Source organism: Pedobacter antarcticus, assembly GCF_900112985.1.
GTDB lineage: Bacteria > Bacteroidota > Bacteroidia > Sphingobacteriales > Sphingobacteriaceae > Pedobacter > Pedobacter antarcticus.
Map to the genome: position 1 here is coordinate 617369 of NZ_FONS01000001.1, position 19763 is coordinate 637131.

Here is a 19763-nt window from a genome sequence, read left to right on the forward strand (position 1 = left end):
TCAATTAACATATAATTATTAACAATAGATATTTATCGACCGGTACGCTGAGAAAATGAATTAGGTTTCAGCATATTCAGCACGAAATTTGCAACTGACATTATGAAAAAGCATAACAATGATGACAAAAATCCAAGAGTACGGTATACGTGACATAATTAACTACCGCTCCCTTGACTGAGTCGAATCCAAATTAACGCAAACAGGTAGAAAACCAAACAATTTCCGGTCTCAGAATGTAGTGAACAAGTATTTGACTCAAGCCTTCGGGACAGGTACAATGATCTGTTAAATAACTCCAAGCTATGAAAACTAACAAAAGCAAACTCTCTACGCATTTCACTCTTTTATTATCTGTAGCATTAAGCCTAACGCTGTTCTGCAGTAATTCATTTGGTCAGTCACAGTTTGGAATGAATAGTTCCGCCGCCGTTAATTATAAACAGGCCGATAATGAACTCAACAAGGTATATCAAACTATACTTAAAGAATATGCATCAAAGACTAAGTTTATAAAAAATATAAAGACTGCTCAACGTCTTTGGCTCAAACTTCGAGACGCCGATCTAGAGGCCAGATTTCCTGAAAAAGGACAGTATGGAACTGCGGAATCATTATGTAGGGCGACCTACCTGACATCATTAACCAGAGATCGCATCAAAGTTCTTAAAGTTTGGGTAGATGGTATTCCTGAAGGAGACGTTTGTAATGGATCGGTGAAAACCCGTTAGGAATAATATTCATAAGAATCGGCTATTATTGTTTATCCTCAGATTTCATATTATCGCCATCTTTAAAATGAAGCCTTCTAAAAATTAATCCTGAAATGATAGTTAATAGTCCAACTACTAAAAAAGTATATCTGAACGCATTATGAATCTCGTCATTTATTAGTGTTACATCGCCCTGAAAATCTTCAGCACGATGAGTCCAAAGGCAATACCAAAACCAATGGCCAATTGCTGATTAACTGAAATCAACGAATTCCCGCTACTGGTATGATATTGGCGCAAGTCGGCAATAGAAATGGTGTTCATTGCCGTGAACTGGATCGAGTTGAAGAACCCCAATATCGCAATAATAGGCATATACCAGTAGATCGACGCGTTTACCCCCGGTATAGCCATACAACAAATTAAAATGCCAATAATAAAAGTGTTAGTCATTAAGGTTAACCGATAACCAAACCGATTTAAAATTCCAATTACCGCAGATTTGCCGAACATGGCTGTGATAGCCATTGGTGCCACTATCCATCCAGAAGTTACCGCCGATCTTCCGTAAGCAATCTGAATCATCATAGGGAGTAAAAGTGGAATAGCACTAATTCCCAGGCGCGTAGCCAGATTACCTACAATACCAACTCTGAATGTTCTCACTTTAAACAGGTTCAAAGGAAAGATAGGATTGTTATCCGTCGAAGCATGGCGATAATAGAAATACAACATTAAAAATCCAGATAAGAAGACTAGTAACACCGGCGTAACATAGAGCGTATTACCAAATAACTCAAGGGCTACCGATAATAGCAAGGAAGCTGCAGCGAAAATGAGGAAACCTTTCAGATCAAAATCAATAATCGGAGATTTATAGTCAGGCATAAAACGAATGCTCAAAACAATTCCAATTAGGCCAATAGGTATATTAATTATGAAAATCCAGTGCCATGATAAGTAATCGACCATATAGCCACCCACCAATGGCCCTAGAACTGGACCGATTAACGCAGGAATAATAGCATAGTTCATTGCTTTTAATAATTCATTTTTTGGGAAAGTTTTGATTAGCGCCAGTTTTCCGACGGGAATCATTAAACTACCACCCACCCCCTGTATCATCCTTGCAATTACCAACTGTATCAGATTATGAGAAAGTGAACAAAACAGAGAGCCTGCACTAAATAAGACCAATGCAAAAATGAAGACCTTTTTGGTGCCGAATTTATCTGAAAGAAATCCGCTAACCGGCATAAATACAGCTAGAGTCAGCACATAACTAATGATCGCATTCTGCATATTCAATGGCGACTCATTAAAATCTTTAGCTATGGCCGGTAATGATGTATTCAGGATCGTCGAATCGAGCATCTGCATGAAAATGGCGGTACCTAGAATAATAGGAAGTATTTTTTTTGTGGATTCCAGAGGTTGCGTCAATAGATTTGGACTCATAAGACTTATTTTGTTTTAAAATAACGATTAACCGATTCAAATGTTCTGCAGGTTTGATTATCAGGGCCGGCCTGCGCATCACACGGGATTGCCATCACCATGATATTAATGAGCAAAATCATATAACGGTTACCTTTAATTAATCAAGAATATGAAAAGTGGAAATAAAAAAGTTCTGGTGTCCGGAGCAAGTATTGCAGGCCCAACCCTGGCTTTCTGGTTAGCCAAATATGGCTTCGATGTAACTGTAATAGAACGTTCCAAATCATTAAGACTAGGTGGCCAGAATCTGGATATAAGAGGTGCTGGTCGCTCTATAACCAGACTAATGGGTTTAGAAGACGAAATCCTTGCAGCTAATACAGGCGAGATAGGCCTGCAGTTTGTAAACAAAAACAACCAGGTAGAAGCTGCATTCCCAATAGACGGCGCCAATGGGTTTACAAGTGAGGCAGAAATCTTAAGAGGTGACCTGGTAAATATATTATACAACGCAACAAAAAAGAAAGTGAAGTATGTCTTTGGGATACACATCACAGCCATTGACCAGGGTGATGACAGAGTCACCACAACTTTTAACGACGGAAGAATAGATATTTTTGATTTGCTGATAGCCGCAGAAGGCGTTCGTTCTACAACAAGATATCTCCTATTTGGAGATGAACCGGAAATTAAATTCGTCGGACTATATAATGCATGGTACACAATCCCTAAAAACGATACAGATACAAAGTGGGCCCGTTGGTATACAGCACCGGGGTCAAGGGTTATGGTAATCCGTCCCGATAACCAGGGTACCGTGCGGGCATCATTTAGCTTTCTTTCTGATAATTTGAGTTATCAAAACCTATCGAACAGCGAACAGAAAAAGGTATTAAAAGAAAAACTTTCCGGCGCCGGCTGGGAAGAAAACCGACTGATGAAAGAAGTTGAAAAAAATGATGATGTATATTTTGATGGTGTTAGCCAGGTACATGCACCAAGATGGTTTAACGGTCGTGCAGGCATGATTGGTGATGCTGCATATTGCCCTACACCCCTTACAGGTATGGGTACTACGCTAGCAATTGTAGGTGCTTACTTATTGGCGGGAGAACTATCCCGGCATGAGAAGCATAAAGACGCTTTTGCGGCTTATGAAGAACGCATGCGTCCTTTCGTAAATAACGTTCAAAAGCTGCCGCCAGGAGTTCCATGGCTTGCCCATCCGAAATCTAAATTTGGCGTAAAAGTGGTTAATACAATGGCCGGAATTTTAGCAAGTCGCCCGGCAAGAAAAATCAGTAAGTTATTTGCCAGTAAAGACGAAGACCCTACAAAAGACAAAATAGACTTACCTGATTTTACGAGTCAATAGTTTCGTTTAATCGCTGGATGATTATTGCTTATTCACTTCTGCATATTCATCTCCCGTAACCGGAGTTTTCCAGGTTACACTGTTACCATCAGCAATATTGGACACTGCGATGTGTACCATTTTATGATCTGCAGACGCTCCGTGCCAATGTTCTACTTCCTTAGGGATAGCGACTACTGTCCCTTTTTGGAGCACCTGTGCTGGTTTACCACGTTCCTGATACCATCCTTTTCCTTCGATAACGAGCAAAACCTGACCAATTGGATGTGTGTGCCAGTATGTTCTCCCGCCAGCGCTGAATGTCACCTGCCCAACAGTATATAAGCCCTCAATTTGTTCAGGACTTACTAAAGTCTGAACATGCACCTCACCACTGAACCAGTTCTCAGGTCCTCGGTTTCCAAGTGGAAAGATTGTTTCATTTTCACTATCTGTTATTTCCATGTTTTCTTCCTTATTTTAAGTATTATATAACATTTGTTTTATTTCCTGATGACATCACAAACGTCGGAAACATTAGACTATATATTGTTATATAAATAACGGCTAATCATACCATTTTTACTGATTAGCCGTATTTGCAAGAATTAGGAATAACGAAAACACCTATAAGAGGCTTAACAACCGACTTAAAGTGGAATAGAAAGCAGTGGAATTTCCAGACCAGAAGCTAGCATGCGCGTTTTACTTTTGTGTACGAGAGATGCCCAAAAACCGTATTTCTTAGGAACCATAATTAAAAGCTCTGCTTGGAAAGCTATAATTTCCTTACCAATTTCTTCTATGACGGCACTGGAACGAACGTTTTTATGAGAATATGTAACACCCTCAAGACCATCGTTAATAATATCAATAGCCAGCGTTGCCGAATCACTGTTTCTTAACTCTTCTATTTTTTCATCAACGAAAAACACCTCGATCTGTGAATGCAAATCTGAGGATAGATTTCTGACCTGCTCCAGTACCTTAGCGGGTACCCCCTGCAGCACGTCACAGGCAAATAGTATCTTTTTCATTCCTGTAAATTTAGCACCTGATGGTATAGCCAAAACAGGGAATTTCATTTTCTTAATTACAGCAGTAGTCGTGTTGCCCATTAGATCCTGCTCCAAACTTTTTGTGGACATACCAAGTACCACCAGACTCGCCTCATATTTTAGTAAAAGATTTTTCAATTCATCTTCAACGAATGAATAACTAGCTTCATAAGCAACCTGAATACCATAATTTACACTAACTGTCTCCGCACATTTTTTCAATTTACCTTGATTTTTTTCAAGCATTTCCTGAAAACTTTCAGCAGTCAGCAATGTATTGGCGGCATGAACAGGAACAATAAATGCGTTATATATTATTAATTTTGCGTTAAACTGCCGACATAAAGCCGCAGCATATTCAACAGCATTATCAGCAATAGCTGAAAAATCTGTCGCAACGAGGATCTTGATCATAGAGGATTTATATTTTTATAAGTTCAATCAGAGAGTACTTATGTGATAACTCGCATAAGTACTGTAAATATCACCACTCAGACCTCTAGATAAAATAGTGAAAAGTCGTTAATATATGTCTAAAGCTCCTTTTTTTATATTTTAGATCCAACACCACCTGGAAGTTACGCCCAGTCAATTTAGCGCGCTAAATCATTATTTTCTATTCCCCCTCTGATTTTACTGATGCGATCCTTTAGACCTCCGAAATTGTAATTTAGGCTGATGTTGAATGATCTGAAGTAATTACGTGTCTCATTTACCTGAGTAAACTGCGGACCAAAACTCGTATTTACACTATTCCTGTATTTAGTAAAAGGATTTTTAACTCCACCACCGATACTGAATTTGTCTTTAATGATATTCTTATTGAAATTAAATGCGCTGTAAAAAAAGCCATTCGTATACCCCTGTAAGCCCGTCGGATTACGGCTGTTTAAACCCAGGTCTGCATTTAAAGCCCAGCCATGGCTAAGACGTACAACGTTTGACAAGGTGACAGCATACATCAACAAATCATTATTTACCGGCTGGCCGTTATCCTCTCCGCTAAGCCAAAGGTATGTCGCATTTCCGTTAATGTTCAGGTTGTATATGCTGGTTACTGGGTAGCCTAAGTTAAAGTTACTTCCTATGCTACTAGATTTTCCAGTATTGGCGTAAGTTATCCGTGTAATCTGCGTAACTGGATTAAAGCTGAGCACCTGCAAATCCAAGTTGTTCATAAACGAATAATTGAGTCCAATATTCACCGCCAGTTTTTTGTTACTGCCATACCCGAACTGGATATCATTTAACAGAACCGGCTTTAGTTCAGGATTCCCGGTCACTTCGTAGTTTGGGTTTGAACGGTCCACATATGGATTAAGCCTATTGATACCCGGCCTCCTGATCCTTTGCGAAAAGCCGAAGTTGATACTGCTGCCGTCCTTAAACCCCTTACCAACAGCTACAGAGGGAATGACGTTTAAATAATTTTGGTCGGCAACTGAAGTTGTACTAGAGAAGTCGGCACGGATTATCGTTTCTTCAAGCCTAATACCTGCATTGATATTCCAGGTGCTTAAATTCAGCCGGTAAGAGTTATATGCACTGAACACGTTTTGGGTGTTGCTAAACGAATTGGAAATTGCCTGATCCTTTTGGTACCAACCCGATATCGGGTTTAATTGACTATAGTCAAAATCACTATCATTTTTCCGCAGTATTCCTTTTATCCCAGCCTCAATGCTCAGTTTTTTAACTGGTGTAACAAAATCAATCTGAAACGTGTGTTCTTTAAATCGCTGGCGATCTGTTTGCACAAAGTCTGGAGTCGTAAAATTCATACGGTCACCAAAAGCCACACTGCCCCTCCTGTCGTTCAGATTAGTACTAAACAGATACGAGAATGTAAGTAACCTGTTTTTTACCGATTTAAAGCCCATTTCATAATTAAGGCCTGCATCTGTACCATAACCAGTTGCCCTGTTATCGTTTTCAGCAATATATCGCTGTAAAGATCCCTCTGATTCTATCAGGTCCGATGCCTGTGCAGTATAACCGTTTACAAGGCTGCCATTGTAATTTACTTGTGCTGTCAATAAGTTCAAGGTATCAATCATATAACTCAGTTCTGTCCCAAAATATACAGTCTTGTTATTGGAGTGCTGATTGCCTTGCTGATCTAGTGTGGTACCAGTAGCATCAATCCTTTTATTACGATTAAAGGTCTTTGGCGAATGGTCAATACCGCCGCCTCCAAAAGCAGACATCCCGAAACGACCACTCTTAGCCGTAAATGCTCCTCCAATACCCGGACCGCCAACCGGGAAGCTTTCATTAATATTTACCGAGCCGTTGAACCCGTCGTTTATTTTTTTAGCCGTAATAATATTAATGATGCCAGCCAACCCTTCCGCGTCGTACTTAGATGGCGGGGTCGTAATAACCTCTATTCGCTCTATCGTAGACGCAGGGATACTTTTCAATACCGCTTTAAGATTACCTTCCAGGCTACCGGATGGTTTTCCGTTAATGAGCACTTTAAAGCTTGAATTTCCTTTCATCAGCAAATTATCATCACCATCTACTGAGAGATATGGGATTTTACGCATCATCGTAAGCACATTATTACTTTTACTTTCAGGATCCGCTTTCAGATCATAAATTACCCTGTCGGCCTTTCGCAGGATCACTGGTCGGCCAGCAGTTATGGCCACTTCCTCTAAGCCAACTATACTGTCATTTTTCGTTAAAGAATCAGCTTTGACTGCGTTGCTACGGGAATTCACTACGGTCTGGCCAAAGGTCGCGATGGTTTGAGTTAGGAGTACAGTACTGATCATAGCCAACTGTATGATAGCATATTTAAGTTTCATAATAGAAAGTGTAAATTGGTGTAATATTGGACATAACGATCCCATCAGGCGTATTTATCCTTTAGTATTGGTTAGAAGAAGAATGGTATTCAGTTAGAAAACCTATAGCCTATCGCTATTCTTTTGGTTTTTTAAAAAGAGGTAGTAAAGCAGAAATCCCGCAGCAATAAAGATCATTTCTATACCATATGGCAGAGGTGAATCCTCCGCGCTAAAGGGTACAAACTCCAGAACGACAAACCCAATCCCTGCAAATAGCAAAAGTAAACCCCATTTTACGGCTTCATTTCCAGAGCCTGATAATTGAGCCAGAAACTTAAGACCTGTTTCATCTAATGGGCCTGCATCGATAATCCGTTTCTTCAACTTGTAGTTGTAAAGAGCAAGGATGAATATGGCGATAAGTATAAAAAATACAATGACAATTATAAATGGCATTAAATGTTTCATGACGTTATTGATTAGGTTATTTGCTACAGTAGTCAGCATACCCACTACCACGGTTGCAATTATTTTAATAAATATTTTATTTCTTGATTTTGCAACCACTAATGTACATATCTTGACTACTGTAATATGTTTGATGAGAATGCGATCGTAAACAGGGTATTAAACAAAGATCTACGTGCCTTTGAATTATTGGTAAAGCAATATGAGCAGCTCGTTTTCTTTGTCATCCACCGTTTGGTTCAAGACAAGCAGAACAAAGAGGATATCTGTCAGGAAGTTTTTATTAAAATACATCAAAGCCTTCCGTCATTCCGATTTCAGTCAAAACTATCCACATGGATCGCGAGGATAACCTATTTAACTGCTGTAAACTATGTTAAGAGCACTAAAAACAGATTATCTCATGAGTACCCTGAAAATATCGACAATTATCATTTCACAGATGAAAATCCGGAAAGGGAGCTAATAAAAAAGAATACGTCGGCTTATGTTAACCACCTTATCTCACAAATGCCACATCACTATAAGACAGTTTTAACCTTATATCATCTGAACGAGTTTTCATTAGCTGAAATTAAGGACATAACAGGAATTCCCGAAGGCACAGCGAAGAGCTATCTCTTCAGGGCACGTAAATTATTGAAAGAGAAAATTGAAAAAGATCTTAAAAGAGAAAATACATGAAAAAGTTAAATGATGATGCCCTGCAGGAGTTATTGAGTAACAACCTAAGCTCAAATGAGGATAACTTGAGTGTAAAAGAAGCCGATAACCTTTTAGCCTACCAAAATTTATTTAAAATCCTGGAGACTGAGCCTGCACAAGGCCTATCTTTTAGTTTTGCGTCAAACGTAAGAAGAAAACTACAAGGACGCCTTAACCGTAAAAGTGATATGCGATTCAATATGATGGCGGCGAGCATTTTTATACTGTGCCTATTGCTGGGTTATGGATTATTACAATTAATCAGTCAAACTGCCGCTGATCTGGTCTGGAGTATGGTTTTAGAGTTTAAATGGTTGCTGTTATCACTAACCTGCTTGTTTTTTGGAATACTGCTAACAGACCAGCAGCTGACAAAAAGGGAATACTAAAGCAAGCGGTTAATCCACTTGCTTTAGAAAAGGTATGCGCACGTTAAAGCAAGCACCTGATTCTGTCATATTATGAACCTCCAGAGTGCCACCTAAACCGTGTATCAAATGCTTAACCAATGCGAGTCCGAACCCATAGCCTTTTTCTCCATATGTGCCGTCCGTACTTGAATTGCCACCATCTTTCAGGTGCCTGAGTGCCTCTTCACTAATCCCTGCACCATTATCTGAGATCACTAAACTGAGCATATACTCCTGCTTCTGTTCAATTAAACTCAAATCAACTTTAACCGTTCCACTTTCGGGTGTAAACTTAATCGCGTTGGATATCAGATTGCCTGTGATCTGCAGCAATTTATTTTTTGGGAAAGGAGATAAAGTATTGCCGTCGTTAGTTTGTATTTGCAGATTGATACCTTTGTTTTTAGCCTGGGCATTGTAGAGATCTTCCAATTTGGATTTAAACACACTAAGATTCATTTCATTTTCCGCAAGTTTCGCACATTTCTGATCTTCGGTAAGAATCTCATCGGCCAGCTCTAGCAGTGATTTACTACTTTTGTTTATCAGCTGGATAAATTCCAGTACTTCACCAAGATTATTGCTGTTACCTTGCTGAACAATAATATTAGACAAGCCAATAATCCCGGCCAGCGGTCCGCGAATGTCATGGGCCACTTTACTTTTTGTTTCATTAGCGCCTTTCACCTGACATTGCAGGTCTCTTATAACCCGGTAAGTATGGATACGGTTTATCACCTGATCAGCGATAATTTTCAGCATTTCAATTTTCTCAGGGCTCAGATGCTTAGGTTGCTTATCTACCACACATAAGGCGCCCAGCTGGTGCCCTTCAGTATCTGTAAGCGGTACACCAAAATAATACCGGAGTGCCAATGGCGCTTTTGTAAAATCCATATCTTTAAACCGCTTGTCTAACAACAGATCTGAAACTTCAAATTGTGGTTGTCCCATTATGGTATATTGACACAGAGAGTCCTCTCTGGGCACTTGTTCTATATCCAATCCCTGGCCGGAAATAGTCCATGTGGTATAGGAATCAATTAGGTTAATCAGGGAAATGTCCGTTCCTGCTATTTTTGCAGCAAGCATAGCCAGATCTTTAAATTCATCAGAAAGTTCGGAATAATCCAGGTCAAGCTCAGATAAGCTCAACAATCTTTGCATCTCGTCTTGTGGTACTGGGAAAGTTTCTTCTAACATCATTTAATACTTCGTACAATATTATTACACTTAACGATACTAAGCAAGTTTTAGGTGTATAATCTCCAAGTATTTATTCATTATGCAAATGTTTAAGTTTGATTATTTAGATTTTGACGCTCGTCTTTGCGATCTACCGATTAATGTGCGTTAGCGTACAATAGTTGTTCAGTATTGGACATACAAGCTGGATACTTTATGTATTTTGCTTATTTTTAGCGTCCTACAAACCTACAATTGTATTGGCATACTAATCGCTTAAGCCAGCAAAATAATAAAATATGCTCGCACTTGACTTCAAAATAGCGGTAAGAAACATTCGTAAGAATCCGGGGTTCACCATTATCAATATAGGTGGACTAGCAATTGGACTTGCTTCCTGTCTGATACTGCTGCTTTACGTTAATTACGAGTGGAGTTACGATAAACAATTTAAAGATATTGACCGCATATATTTTGCGAAGCTCAACTTAAAGCTGGGCAGTAACACTATTACTTTAGAGGCTACACCAAACCAACTTGCCCATACTGCTGCTCAGGAAATCCCTGGTATTGAGCTTGCGACCAGAATGAGTGATGAAGAAAATAAGCTCTTTACTTACCAGCAAAATAAAATCAAGTTAACTTATAGCTATGTAGACCCGGAGTTTCTGCAGGTCTTTGATTATTCTTTCCTTAAGGGAGATCCTGCAACAGCATTAAAACAACCCAATTCTGTTATACTTACCGCAAGTTCTGCCAGAAAGTTATTTGGCAGTGAAGAACCTTTAGGAAAGAGTTTGATGTGGGACAACCGCAAACCTCTGACTGTAACCGCTGTAATTGCAGACCCGCCTAAAAACCAAAGTATGCAGTTCGAGGCGTTGCAAACCTGGGCCTTTCATGACCAGGAATATCCTAATGAAATAAATGGCGGCTGGGGAAGTATTAACTGCTCAACTATTTTCAAACTCAAGGAGAATGCAGACTTCGGTGCAGCCGACGCATCGTTGAGGAAGCTGATTAAAGCACATCAGCAAGACACACAGATGGAAGTCTTTCTTTTCCCTTTCAGCAAGTATCAGCTATATGACGAGTTTAAAAACGGCAAACTGGTAGGTGGTAGAATAGATCAGGTACGACTTTTCTTTTTTCTTGCCTTTTGCGTATTACTAATTGCCAGTATCAATTATATGAACCTCTCTACTGCACGATCAGAAAAGCGGGCAAGGGAAGTAGGTGTAAGGAAAGTTTTGGGTTCAAGTAGAAAGGCTTTGATTAGCCAGTTCCTGATGGAATCCATGTTATTGTCTTTTTTGGCTATGGTTATTGCTTTTGTACTTATCGAACTCACACTTCCATATTTTAATCACTTGTTGGAAATAGTTCTCACCATTAATTATCAATCTCCACTATTCTGGTGCTCCATTATTGTTCTGATATTAACTACCGGTTTCCTTGCCGGCTGCTACCCTGCATTTTACCTTTCATCTTTTACGCCAATAAGGGTTTTAAAAGGGTTTACAATAGCTGGTAAAGGTTCGTTATCAATCAGGAGGCTTTTAGTTGTTTTTCAATTTAGCTTATCCATAGTTATGATTGTTGGTGCTACGATCGTTTATTCTCAAATTCAGTACATGAAAAATAAACCGCTGGGCTTTGATAAAAATAACCTTGTGCAGCTAAACCTAGAGGGAGAATTTGCCAATCCCAGCAAAGTAGAGGTCCTGAAGGCGGCGCTAAAAAAAGAGAATGCAATTGTATCGGCTTCAGAATATGCGGCAGATTTCACCGCTAATGGTGGCTCAATTACAGGCAACTTCAGTTGGCCGGGAAAAAATAAAAAAGACGATTATGTTATTAATTACCGCACTGTAGGATACGATTTTGTTAGTACCATTGGAGCTAAAATGATAGAGGGAGCCGACTTTTTAAGACTGTTAGCCTCAGATACTGCCAGTGGGATTCTTGTCAATCAGGCAGCAGTAAAAATGATGGCACTGCAGCATCCCGTGGGCACACCCATTAGCTGGGGCGATAAAAAACTGCATATTATTGGTGTGGTCAATGATTACAATAATGCAACAGTGAGAAATCAGGCGGAGCCTACCGCATTTTATTATAGCCCTAAAAAGAGCGGCGCTTTATTGCTGAGGCTCAATCCCAGCCAGCCGCTGAACGTTGCTATCCAGACAATAAACAGAATTAGCCAGCAGCTGAATCCGGCATACCCATCTGCTTTAAAATATATTGATGAAGGCATGGAACAAAAAATAAAGTCCGAGAAACTACTTGGCGTGCTTTCCAATATTTTCGGAAGCTTCGCTATTGTTATTTCCTGCCTCGGATTACTCGGATTAGCCTTATATATGGCAGAACAGCGGAAACGGGAAATTAGCATCAGAAAAGTCCTGGGCGCAGATTTAAAAAGTATTCTTGTTTTATTGAATAAAGATTTTATCAAACTGGTACTGATATCTAATCTTATAGCAATCCCTATCGCCTATGTTCTTTTAACCAAATGGCTTCAAACGTATGATTATAAAGTGAGCACCGGCTTATGGCCATATATGCTGGCAGCAGGAATTTCTTTGACTATTGCGATTCTAACTATTAGTATGCAAAGTTTCAAAGTAGCGAAAGCAAACCCTGTAGATGCATTAAAATATGAATAGCCTTCAACCCCACTGGCCTAACCAATTTAATCCCTAAGGACTAAACGGATATACCTGCATATTATTGATCACGTAAGATCGATATGCTTCCTTTCCCAGCCTTGAACCAATAAATAAGTTGTTTTGCTTTAGTCCTGCTGACTACCGCCGGATTATCGCTTGGAGGAATTAAATTGACGCTCAACTTTCTATCACTTTGTCTTGAATAACCTTCTATAGCCTCCTTAGCTATAATGTAGCTTCGGTTGGCCCTGAAAAACGAATCAGGATCTAATCGGGAAATCAGAAAGTCAAGCGACAAATAACAAATATCAATCGCTCCCCCATGGGAATAAATAAGCGTGTTATTCTCAGCTCTGGATATATATGCAATATCAATAACCAGAACTTTCTTTTCCCCTTTCCCATCGGGGATCAGAAAAAACACAGAATATCCTTCCTGCTCCCTTTCTGTTTCCATTGCCGGCTCTGGTAACGGTTCCGGCACCGGTTCCAGCTCACTAAATTTCGGCTCTACAACTCTAAGAATGAAATATCGAACTATATACAATGAGTTCAGTAGCAGAGAGATCAGTAGAATAAGGCTTCTGGACCGTACCACCCGGTTATCAATATGGAGCTGAGCCGAAAAAAACCAGGTAACCAGGTAGCCGGCTCCGGCAGATAGTGCCCAGCCGAAAATCAGCTGCATCAATAACCTTTCCCAGGGGTTTTCCTCCCAGGGATTTTTCATATCGAGATACCTGCCGGAATAGCCGACTATTTTCATCATCAGTATGACGACAACCAGCGTATTCACAAATGCACGCTGGAACCATTCTTCGGTCAAAATATTCCAGATATGAATATCGGCGGCTGGCCAAATTAAACATAGCGTAATAAAGCATGCAATCAGCAAAAACCACCCTAAACCGAGATAAGGCAATGTTTTATCGTCTATGTTTTTATATTTCTGCATTCTTGAAATTAAATAGTTTTCTAAAAATACAAATATTTCCACATAATAAATTAACTATAAAGACATTTCACGTTTGTAGATGAGCATTTCAGCATGTAAATATGTACAATTCAGCAAAAAGGGTCGCATTGCGTATTGTTTTTTATCAGAGGACTTATGGAATATTTAAATCTCTACACAATAGTTTTCAAATACTAAAAGCCCTCAATGTTTCTTCGGCGGATAGCCTCCTCAGTTCTGGGGATATAATTATTCCGCAAATTCTTTACGGCTTCAGCTTGAACCTCCTCTATTAATGGCCTCAGCTTTTTATTATAATCCTGAAATGCCAATTCAAAATGTCCATTATATTTTTGTAAAGCATCTGCTAGTGCCCCGGCACCGCTTACCGCTAACGAGGCACCCATTCCTGCAGCGGGAGAAGCACAATAGCCAGCATCGCCCACCAGAGCTACACGGCCCTTTGTCCATGAGGGCATTTTTATCTGACAGAATTTATCGAAGTAAAAATTTTCCGACTGTTTCATTTCCTCTAATAGTTCCGGAGTTCTCCAATTTACGTCTGAAAACTGTTCCAGAATTATTTTTCTTTGCTCTTCCAAATCGCGGTAATTGTAAGAAATCTCTTTTTCTGAATTGAAGCAAAAGATTATATCAGTCTTATTTTTATAAGCGTTGAGCATAACGGCCTTATCTGGCTCGTTATATATTTGCAGGCAATTTTTATTTATCAGCAATTTATTCAGAATAATAATAGAAGAATAAGCACCTAGAAAATGGGAATATTCAGTTTCATGACCAAACCAGATTTTTCTTACACCTGAATGTATACCATCACAGCCAACGACTAAGTCAAAAGATTGATCTAAGCCACTCTTGAAAATAACACGTATCTCGTCATCTGTTTCATTTAACGCAGTAATGCAATCGTTGAAAATAAACTCAACATCATCTTTTAGCCGGTCCATGATAACATTGACAAATTTATCCCGTTCGATTTCTATTTCCTCGTCAAGGTTTCCTTCTTCGCCCGCTACAGAAAAGCTATTTTCAGTTATATCATCTGCATTTTTAAAATCTATCATTTCCACTCCTAAAGCGTTTGCCTTTAGATTTTCATAAATCCCCATACGCTTAACGACCTCAACAGTAGCCCCCTTTATATCGATAGCCCCTCCAGCAGTCCGTGGTTCATTTGCCAGTTCAACTACCGTTACTTTGTAACCTAATTTAGTCATGCAATGTGCGGTTGAAAGACCTGCCATACTTGCACCAGAAACCAGTACTTTTTTATTTTTTATCGAATCCATATTTAACCATTTTCTTAACGCAAAGAAAGATACTATAGCTGTAATAATTAATCTCGATCCGAAGTAGCTATTGGACTATTCGAGGTTTTTCTTTCTAAAGGTTGAAGCGGTCATTCCGGTAACTTTTGTAAACAGACGTGAAAAATAAGGATAGTCATCATATCCCAATTCTGCTGCAATTTCTTTGACCGATTTATTGGAGTGGTAAAGCAAACGTTTAGCTTCTAAAATAACACGTTGATGTATATGATATGAAACAGGGTGTCCAGTCGAATTTCTGACACACTCATTGAGGTAAGGAGTGGTTATATTTAATTTCTGAGCAAAGCCAGAGGGACTCTTAATGCTTAGGAAATTACTTTCCAATAAGGATTTAAATGCATCTGATATTACCTTAAACCTGGAATGTACTTCTGTTGATTTGACAGCTGCTAAGTATTCCGACACGATCAGCGCGACCAAGGTGTTACAACAGTCTTTAAGTAAAGATTGGTAGAGCTTATCGTTTTTACGCTCGAAAAACTTGATGCAGAGTGATGAAGTTTCAGCAATTAAATTAAAGGCTTCCTGGTTTAACACTAAAAGTCTTGCGGGAATAAGTTTTTCCAACAGTTTTATATATTCTGGATTCAGATTTTCATTATTTATTCCTAGACTGGTGACTGTCATTTCCTTGAATTCAAGAACACGGTGTATCTGATCCGGATGCATATAAATAACCGATGAGGACTCAATTTTATACTCCTGAAAATCAACTTCCAGGGCGATGGTACCACTTTCAAGAATAAAAAATGAATGGCGGTCTTCCCTATGTGACTGTTTGGTTTCCTTCGGAGAATCTGAACTTATAGCTTCCGAATTACCGAAATAAGTTCTTTCAATAGCAATTCCTATATCGAAACTTGCAGCAATTGTGTTTACGGGAATAAATTTCGTTTTCTTAGACACAGTTCTATCGGCGCTTAATGTAAAGATAGCATATGGTAATTGATTAACATATGCGAATTTTAAGAAGCAAATATCGCCGGCTATCCAATCCAATTTGGACGCTCTACTGATCAACTTACATTCTAAATTACATATAAAGGCATTTCGCATTTAAAACGAGCAGTTCAATAGGTGAAAACGTACAATTCAGCAAAAAGTGTCGCAAAGCGTGTTGTTTTTATGAAGAATCTAGCGCTAGCTTTAGTTAAGCAAATTTATGCTAAGACGGGAAAACAAATTTTAGCGAGGACAGAAATATGTGGCGGTGACACCTAAAACAGATGCTATTCAGCTTAAAAAAACTAACAGCTATTAATTAAGATAAGGCTATGAAAATCTTAAACACAGCAATACAGATTGAACGGGTTCTGAAGATAACTATCCGGATTAGTCATTCTTTGGTTTTCCATTTCGATGGTACTACCCCTGCTCCTCATCATTGCAAATTTGCAGTGTTCAGAAGAAAGCCGCGAGGCCAAAATGAAAAAGGCTGTCCGTAGTGGACAACCTTTTTCGGAAATGTCCACCTGAAGGACGAACATTATTAGCATTATTAATTTAAAAATCACCATTATGAATACTAAATCATTTAATAGAAAAACATGGCTTGGAGCTATGTTCACATTCGTTCTTGTAGCAGTTTTAGGTTTAACTTTTGCTTTTAAACCAGCAAAACCTGCGGTTGAGAAAAAGGTACAGCCAAGTCTGTATTGGTACTCAATTAGTCCAACTAATACCTTGCAAGCTCAATTGAACACCAGTCCACAAACTAAAGACGACTCGATGGAGAATGGAGCTAATTCGCTTACTAATTGTAAAGATGAGACTCCTAAAGTCTGTATCATCGGTTATGACAGCGAGCAGACCTTGGGTACAAGTATACCGAGTTCAGTCGCTAACGATCATAGTATAAGATTCAGCAGATAAATTAAGGTCAAACAATAGCAGCACAAAACTGCTATTGTTTTGCTTCTCGCAAAACTAATACATCTATACTGCACTCTTTTTCGATTAAATCAAGATCATATAACTTCAATGCCTTTCTGATTTCTATCAGATCAAAACGATCTACCACCTCGCCTTTGAATGAAATATCAATATTTCCTATATATCCCGTCAAGTCAAGGAAAGGTTTTTGCAGTCGAAACTCAACCCAAGCCCCAAATAATTCTGAAAACAAATGATATGGGCGATTAATAAGTTCCCGTTTCGCATCGATTTTAGAGGTCCGTAAGTCAGACATACCAAATTTCAAAAGACTGATATCTTTTGACTTATTTTTAGTGTTGGTTTTCAATTTATCCCTAGTACTAGTGCGGATTAGAGCCAAGCATTGCACCATTTTACTTTCAACCTTTGATTCCAAACTAAGATAACGGTCTAGGTCTTTTTGCATCACACTATATTTCTCCCCAGCTTTCTCTTCGGGGAGTAGCAGCGAGTAAGTATAAAGATTTCCCTGTCTCCAGCGGTACGCAGAATCACTATTGGAAGGTTCGATATATTTGCTACTGTCCTTAACAATTAGCTCTATTTTCCATGGCTTATTAAAGTCCTGCTGAAGCTGTCCGCTGTAGGCTTCCTTGTATAAATCCAGTATGGAATAATTAGATTTAGAGATACCTCTCCTATCAATTTCTCCCGATAAATTCAGTCCAGGTATTGCCCTTGTCAAGTAAGAATAACTCAAAAGATGATTGCGAAACTCAGCATCGAAAAGCGAAGAGACATATCTCCTTTTGACACGATAATCTGCCAATCCAGTATTTTGCTGTGAGATAAAATTTCGAATCCCGTCAGCGGTTAGTTCATCGCTCATTTGATAAAACTTACCATTACCATCCAACCAAGCGTAGGCTGGGTTTCCAAGATTTGGAAACATAAGATTAAGTACTGTGTCTGAGGTTATAAAAGCAAGATTGGGCTTGTAAAGAAATTTCCTTTGATCAAAAAATCTTTTTGTGGAGTCATGGCTTTGTTGGTTGACTAAGATAATACTGATTTCATCGCCAAAAAGGCTTTGCAATGAATCCAGTTTTGGAAAAGACATCAGGCAAGCCGTACAATTAGGACTCCAGAAATCAAATAGAATCAGCTTAGAATTAATAGTCGAAAGATTAAGTTCTTTTTTCGGCGTATTAAATACATTTCTGAGTATCATTTCGGGAACTCTATCGCCTTTTTTTAATGCAATTTGCGCATGAACCGTCGGCACATAAAAAGCGCACACAAGCAAAATAATCAAATTAAATAGTCGGAAATTAGTTTGCATAACCAGAATTTTGAGTTAGAAAAATATTGATTTGAGTTTCCTCAAAAGGAATAGGATATAGTTGCGCATAGGCTTTCCAGGTCGGTTTCAACTTTGAAAGCACTGCGTTCGCCATCGCGGTCCGTTTTAGATCGAACCATCGGTGTCCCCATTCGCAAAAAAGTTCATTTGAACGTTCTTTATAAACTGCATCAAGAACCGACGACTTGACCAAGTCTAAAGAAAGGTCTGGTAAAGGATTGGATATTTCAGCCGTTACCGGTGCTCTGGACCGAGTTCTCAATATATTCAAATCTAAGACAGCTCCCCGAAGGTCACCTTGTTCAGCTCTCGCCTCTGCACGGATCAAATACTGCTCTGCTAACCGGAACACTATAAGGCACTCTCCTACTGTACTACCGCTTCTGATCTTATACTTATAGGGATAATAATACCTCTGGTTATTTACTATATTGACTGCTGTCCACCTACTTTTTCTTTGGTCACCTAATTCAAAACTATTTAACAAATTTTCTCGCAAAGCTAGACCGGGTAAAACTGTTGCAGATACCGGGATTAGCACTGCCGCTTCCGCTGTATTCAAATTCTCCCGAACTACTTGCCAAATAGTCTCCTTTGATGAACTTGTAAAAGTTTTGTTCAGTTCACTTTCCAGGCTGTATATTCCCGAGGATATTACTCCAGTAGATTCAATTTCTGCATTATTCCAGTCCCGTTTGTACAAATACACCCGAGCCAATAATGACCTCGCCGTAAAAGAATTAACTCTGGCTCGTAACGCACTAGCATAGGCGGACGGCAATAATTCTATTGCCGTCTTCAAATCAGTGATTAATTGTTCCGTTACAACTTCCTTTGCTGTTCTTGCCATTAAAGCATTCCTTTCAAAATTGGTTGTCATCACTAATGGTACGTCACCATAAAGATTTGTCAGATAGAAAAGATACAACGCTCGAATCACCAATGTTTCGCCTATTAACTGATTTTTCACCACATTATTAAGTGTAGTCGAATTATTTAGGCCTTCCAATATAGCATTAGCGTGATAAATGTTTTTATATCCTGTATTCCAAAAATTGTTATAGATAATCCCGTTATTAGAGGGGATATTATTAAGCGAAAATGGGTCATAATTCGTGTGGGGTGCAGGATTATATAACTCATCTGCTGAAAGTGCAGAATAAATGGTTAAACCTCCATTACTCATACTCAGATTAAGAGCAACCATTTTATTGTATAGACCGAGGACGGCCGATGTAGCTTTTTCATTAGTTGCAAAAACATCTTTACTCAGGACGAGGTTACTTGATTTCGGCACATCCACCAGTTTTTTACAGGCACCAAAGAAAACTGACGAACTCAATAGTAAAACTATGGCAAGAGCAGACACCACGATAGAATGTAATTGCAACTTTTTTCGATTTTTGAATTTCATA

The 19763-nt window shown here is 39.0% G+C and carries 17 protein-coding genes; 6 read left to right on the top strand and 11 right to left on the bottom strand.

The window, feature by feature from the left end:
- Window positions 1-305 precede the first annotated feature (305 nt).
- On the top strand, window positions 306-731 hold the full coding sequence (locus BM192_RS02590; RefSeq protein WP_037444838.1) for a lysozyme inhibitor LprI family protein: 426 nt from the start codon (window positions 306-308) through the stop codon (window positions 729-731).
- Between the two features lie 165 nt (window positions 732-896).
- On the opposite strand, the gene BM192_RS02595 is transcribed toward BM192_RS02590, so the two are convergent.
- The gene (locus BM192_RS02595) at window positions 897-2171 is read right to left on the bottom strand and encodes an MFS transporter (RefSeq protein ID WP_201771434.1); all 1275 of its coding nucleotides are present in this window, start codon (window positions 2169-2171) and stop codon (window positions 897-899) included.
- Window positions 2172-2322: 151 nt separating this feature from the next.
- On the opposite strand from BM192_RS02595, the gene BM192_RS02600 reads away from it, so the two are divergent.
- Window positions 2323-3528, top strand: coding sequence for an FAD-dependent monooxygenase (locus BM192_RS02600; RefSeq protein ID WP_037444840.1), 1206 nt, complete (start codon window positions 2323-2325; stop codon window positions 3526-3528).
- Window positions 3529-3549: 21 nt separating this feature from the next.
- Here BM192_RS02600 and BM192_RS02605 read toward each other — a convergent pair whose 3' ends face one another.
- The 4 genes from BM192_RS02605 to BM192_RS02620 form a co-directional block, all read right to left on the bottom strand.
- Entirely contained in the window at window positions 3550-3972 is a 423-nt protein-coding gene (locus BM192_RS02605) for a cupin domain-containing protein (RefSeq protein ID WP_037444841.1), read from the bottom strand.
- A gap of 185 nt (window positions 3973-4157) precedes the next feature.
- Complete coding sequence (locus tag BM192_RS02610; protein ID WP_037444844.1) at window positions 4158-4979, bottom strand: universal stress protein; 822 nt, start codon at window positions 4977-4979, stop codon at window positions 4158-4160.
- Window positions 4980-5158: 179 nt separating this feature from the next.
- The gene (locus BM192_RS02615) at window positions 5159-7378 is read right to left on the bottom strand and encodes an outer membrane beta-barrel protein (RefSeq protein WP_051760295.1); all 2220 of its coding nucleotides are present in this window, start codon (window positions 7376-7378) and stop codon (window positions 5159-5161) included.
- A gap of 102 nt (window positions 7379-7480) precedes the next feature.
- Window positions 7481-7828, bottom strand: a complete 348-nt coding sequence (locus BM192_RS02620) for a hypothetical protein (protein ID WP_139218390.1) — start codon at window positions 7826-7828, stop codon at window positions 7481-7483.
- Between the two features lie 126 nt (window positions 7829-7954).
- Between BM192_RS02620 and BM192_RS02625 the strand changes: the two genes are divergently transcribed.
- Both BM192_RS02625 and BM192_RS02630 read left to right on the top strand, forming a co-directional pair.
- Window positions 7955-8512, top strand: a complete 558-nt coding sequence (locus BM192_RS02625) for an RNA polymerase sigma factor (protein WP_037444847.1) — start codon at window positions 7955-7957, stop codon at window positions 8510-8512.
- On the top strand, window positions 8509-8922 hold the full coding sequence (locus tag BM192_RS02630; RefSeq protein WP_037444850.1) for a hypothetical protein: 414 nt from the start codon (window positions 8509-8511) through the stop codon (window positions 8920-8922). The genes BM192_RS02625 and BM192_RS02630 overlap by 4 nt, the downstream gene beginning before the upstream one ends.
- Window positions 8923-8931: 9 nt before the next feature.
- Here the strand turns inward: BM192_RS02630 and BM192_RS02635 are convergent, their stop codons facing one another.
- Window positions 8932-10149 carry a GAF domain-containing sensor histidine kinase gene (locus BM192_RS02635; protein WP_201771435.1) on the bottom strand — a complete coding sequence of 406 codons (1218 nt, stop codon included), beginning with the start codon at window positions 10147-10149 and terminating at the stop codon, window positions 8932-8934.
- Window positions 10150-10427: 278 nt separating this feature from the next.
- On the opposite strand from BM192_RS02635, the gene BM192_RS02640 reads away from it, so the two are divergent.
- Window positions 10428-12800 (top strand): ABC transporter permease, encoded by a 2373-nt coding sequence (locus BM192_RS02640; protein WP_037444856.1) that lies wholly within the window; start codon window positions 10428-10430, stop codon window positions 12798-12800.
- 61 nt (window positions 12801-12861) lie between these two features.
- Here BM192_RS02640 and BM192_RS02645 read toward each other — a convergent pair whose 3' ends face one another.
- The 3 genes from BM192_RS02645 to BM192_RS02655 all read right to left on the bottom strand — a co-directional run bounded on the left by BM192_RS02645 (window position 12862) and on the right by BM192_RS02655 (window position 16016).
- Window positions 12862-13758: a LytR/AlgR family response regulator transcription factor gene (locus BM192_RS02645; RefSeq protein ID WP_037444859.1), complete on the bottom strand. Its 897-nt coding sequence runs from the start codon at window positions 13756-13758 to the stop codon at window positions 12862-12864.
- A gap of 194 nt (window positions 13759-13952) precedes the next feature.
- The gene (locus tag BM192_RS02650) at window positions 13953-15068 is read right to left on the bottom strand and encodes an FAD-dependent monooxygenase (protein ID WP_037444861.1); all 1116 of its coding nucleotides are present in this window, start codon (window positions 15066-15068) and stop codon (window positions 13953-13955) included.
- Between the two features lie 75 nt (window positions 15069-15143).
- Window positions 15144-16016: a helix-turn-helix transcriptional regulator gene (locus tag BM192_RS02655; protein ID WP_037445133.1), complete on the bottom strand. Its 873-nt coding sequence runs from the start codon at window positions 16014-16016 to the stop codon at window positions 15144-15146.
- Between the two features lie 654 nt (window positions 16017-16670).
- On the opposite strand from BM192_RS02655, the gene BM192_RS02660 reads away from it, so the two are divergent.
- Complete coding sequence (locus tag BM192_RS02660) at window positions 16671-16982, top strand: hypothetical protein (RefSeq protein ID WP_139218391.1); 312 nt, start codon at window positions 16671-16673, stop codon at window positions 16980-16982.
- Between the two features lie 31 nt (window positions 16983-17013).
- Here the strand turns inward: BM192_RS02660 and BM192_RS02665 are convergent, their stop codons facing one another.
- Both BM192_RS02665 and BM192_RS02670 read right to left on the bottom strand, forming a co-directional pair.
- Complete coding sequence (locus tag BM192_RS02665) at window positions 17014-18327, bottom strand: TlpA family protein disulfide reductase (protein WP_037444869.1); 1314 nt, start codon at window positions 18325-18327, stop codon at window positions 17014-17016.
- On the bottom strand, window positions 18317-19762 hold the full coding sequence (locus tag BM192_RS02670; RefSeq protein ID WP_037444871.1) for a RagB/SusD family nutrient uptake outer membrane protein: 1446 nt from the start codon (window positions 19760-19762) through the stop codon (window positions 18317-18319). Before BM192_RS02670 ends, BM192_RS02665 begins: the two co-directional genes overlap by 11 nt.
- Window position 19763 lies beyond the last annotated feature (1 nt).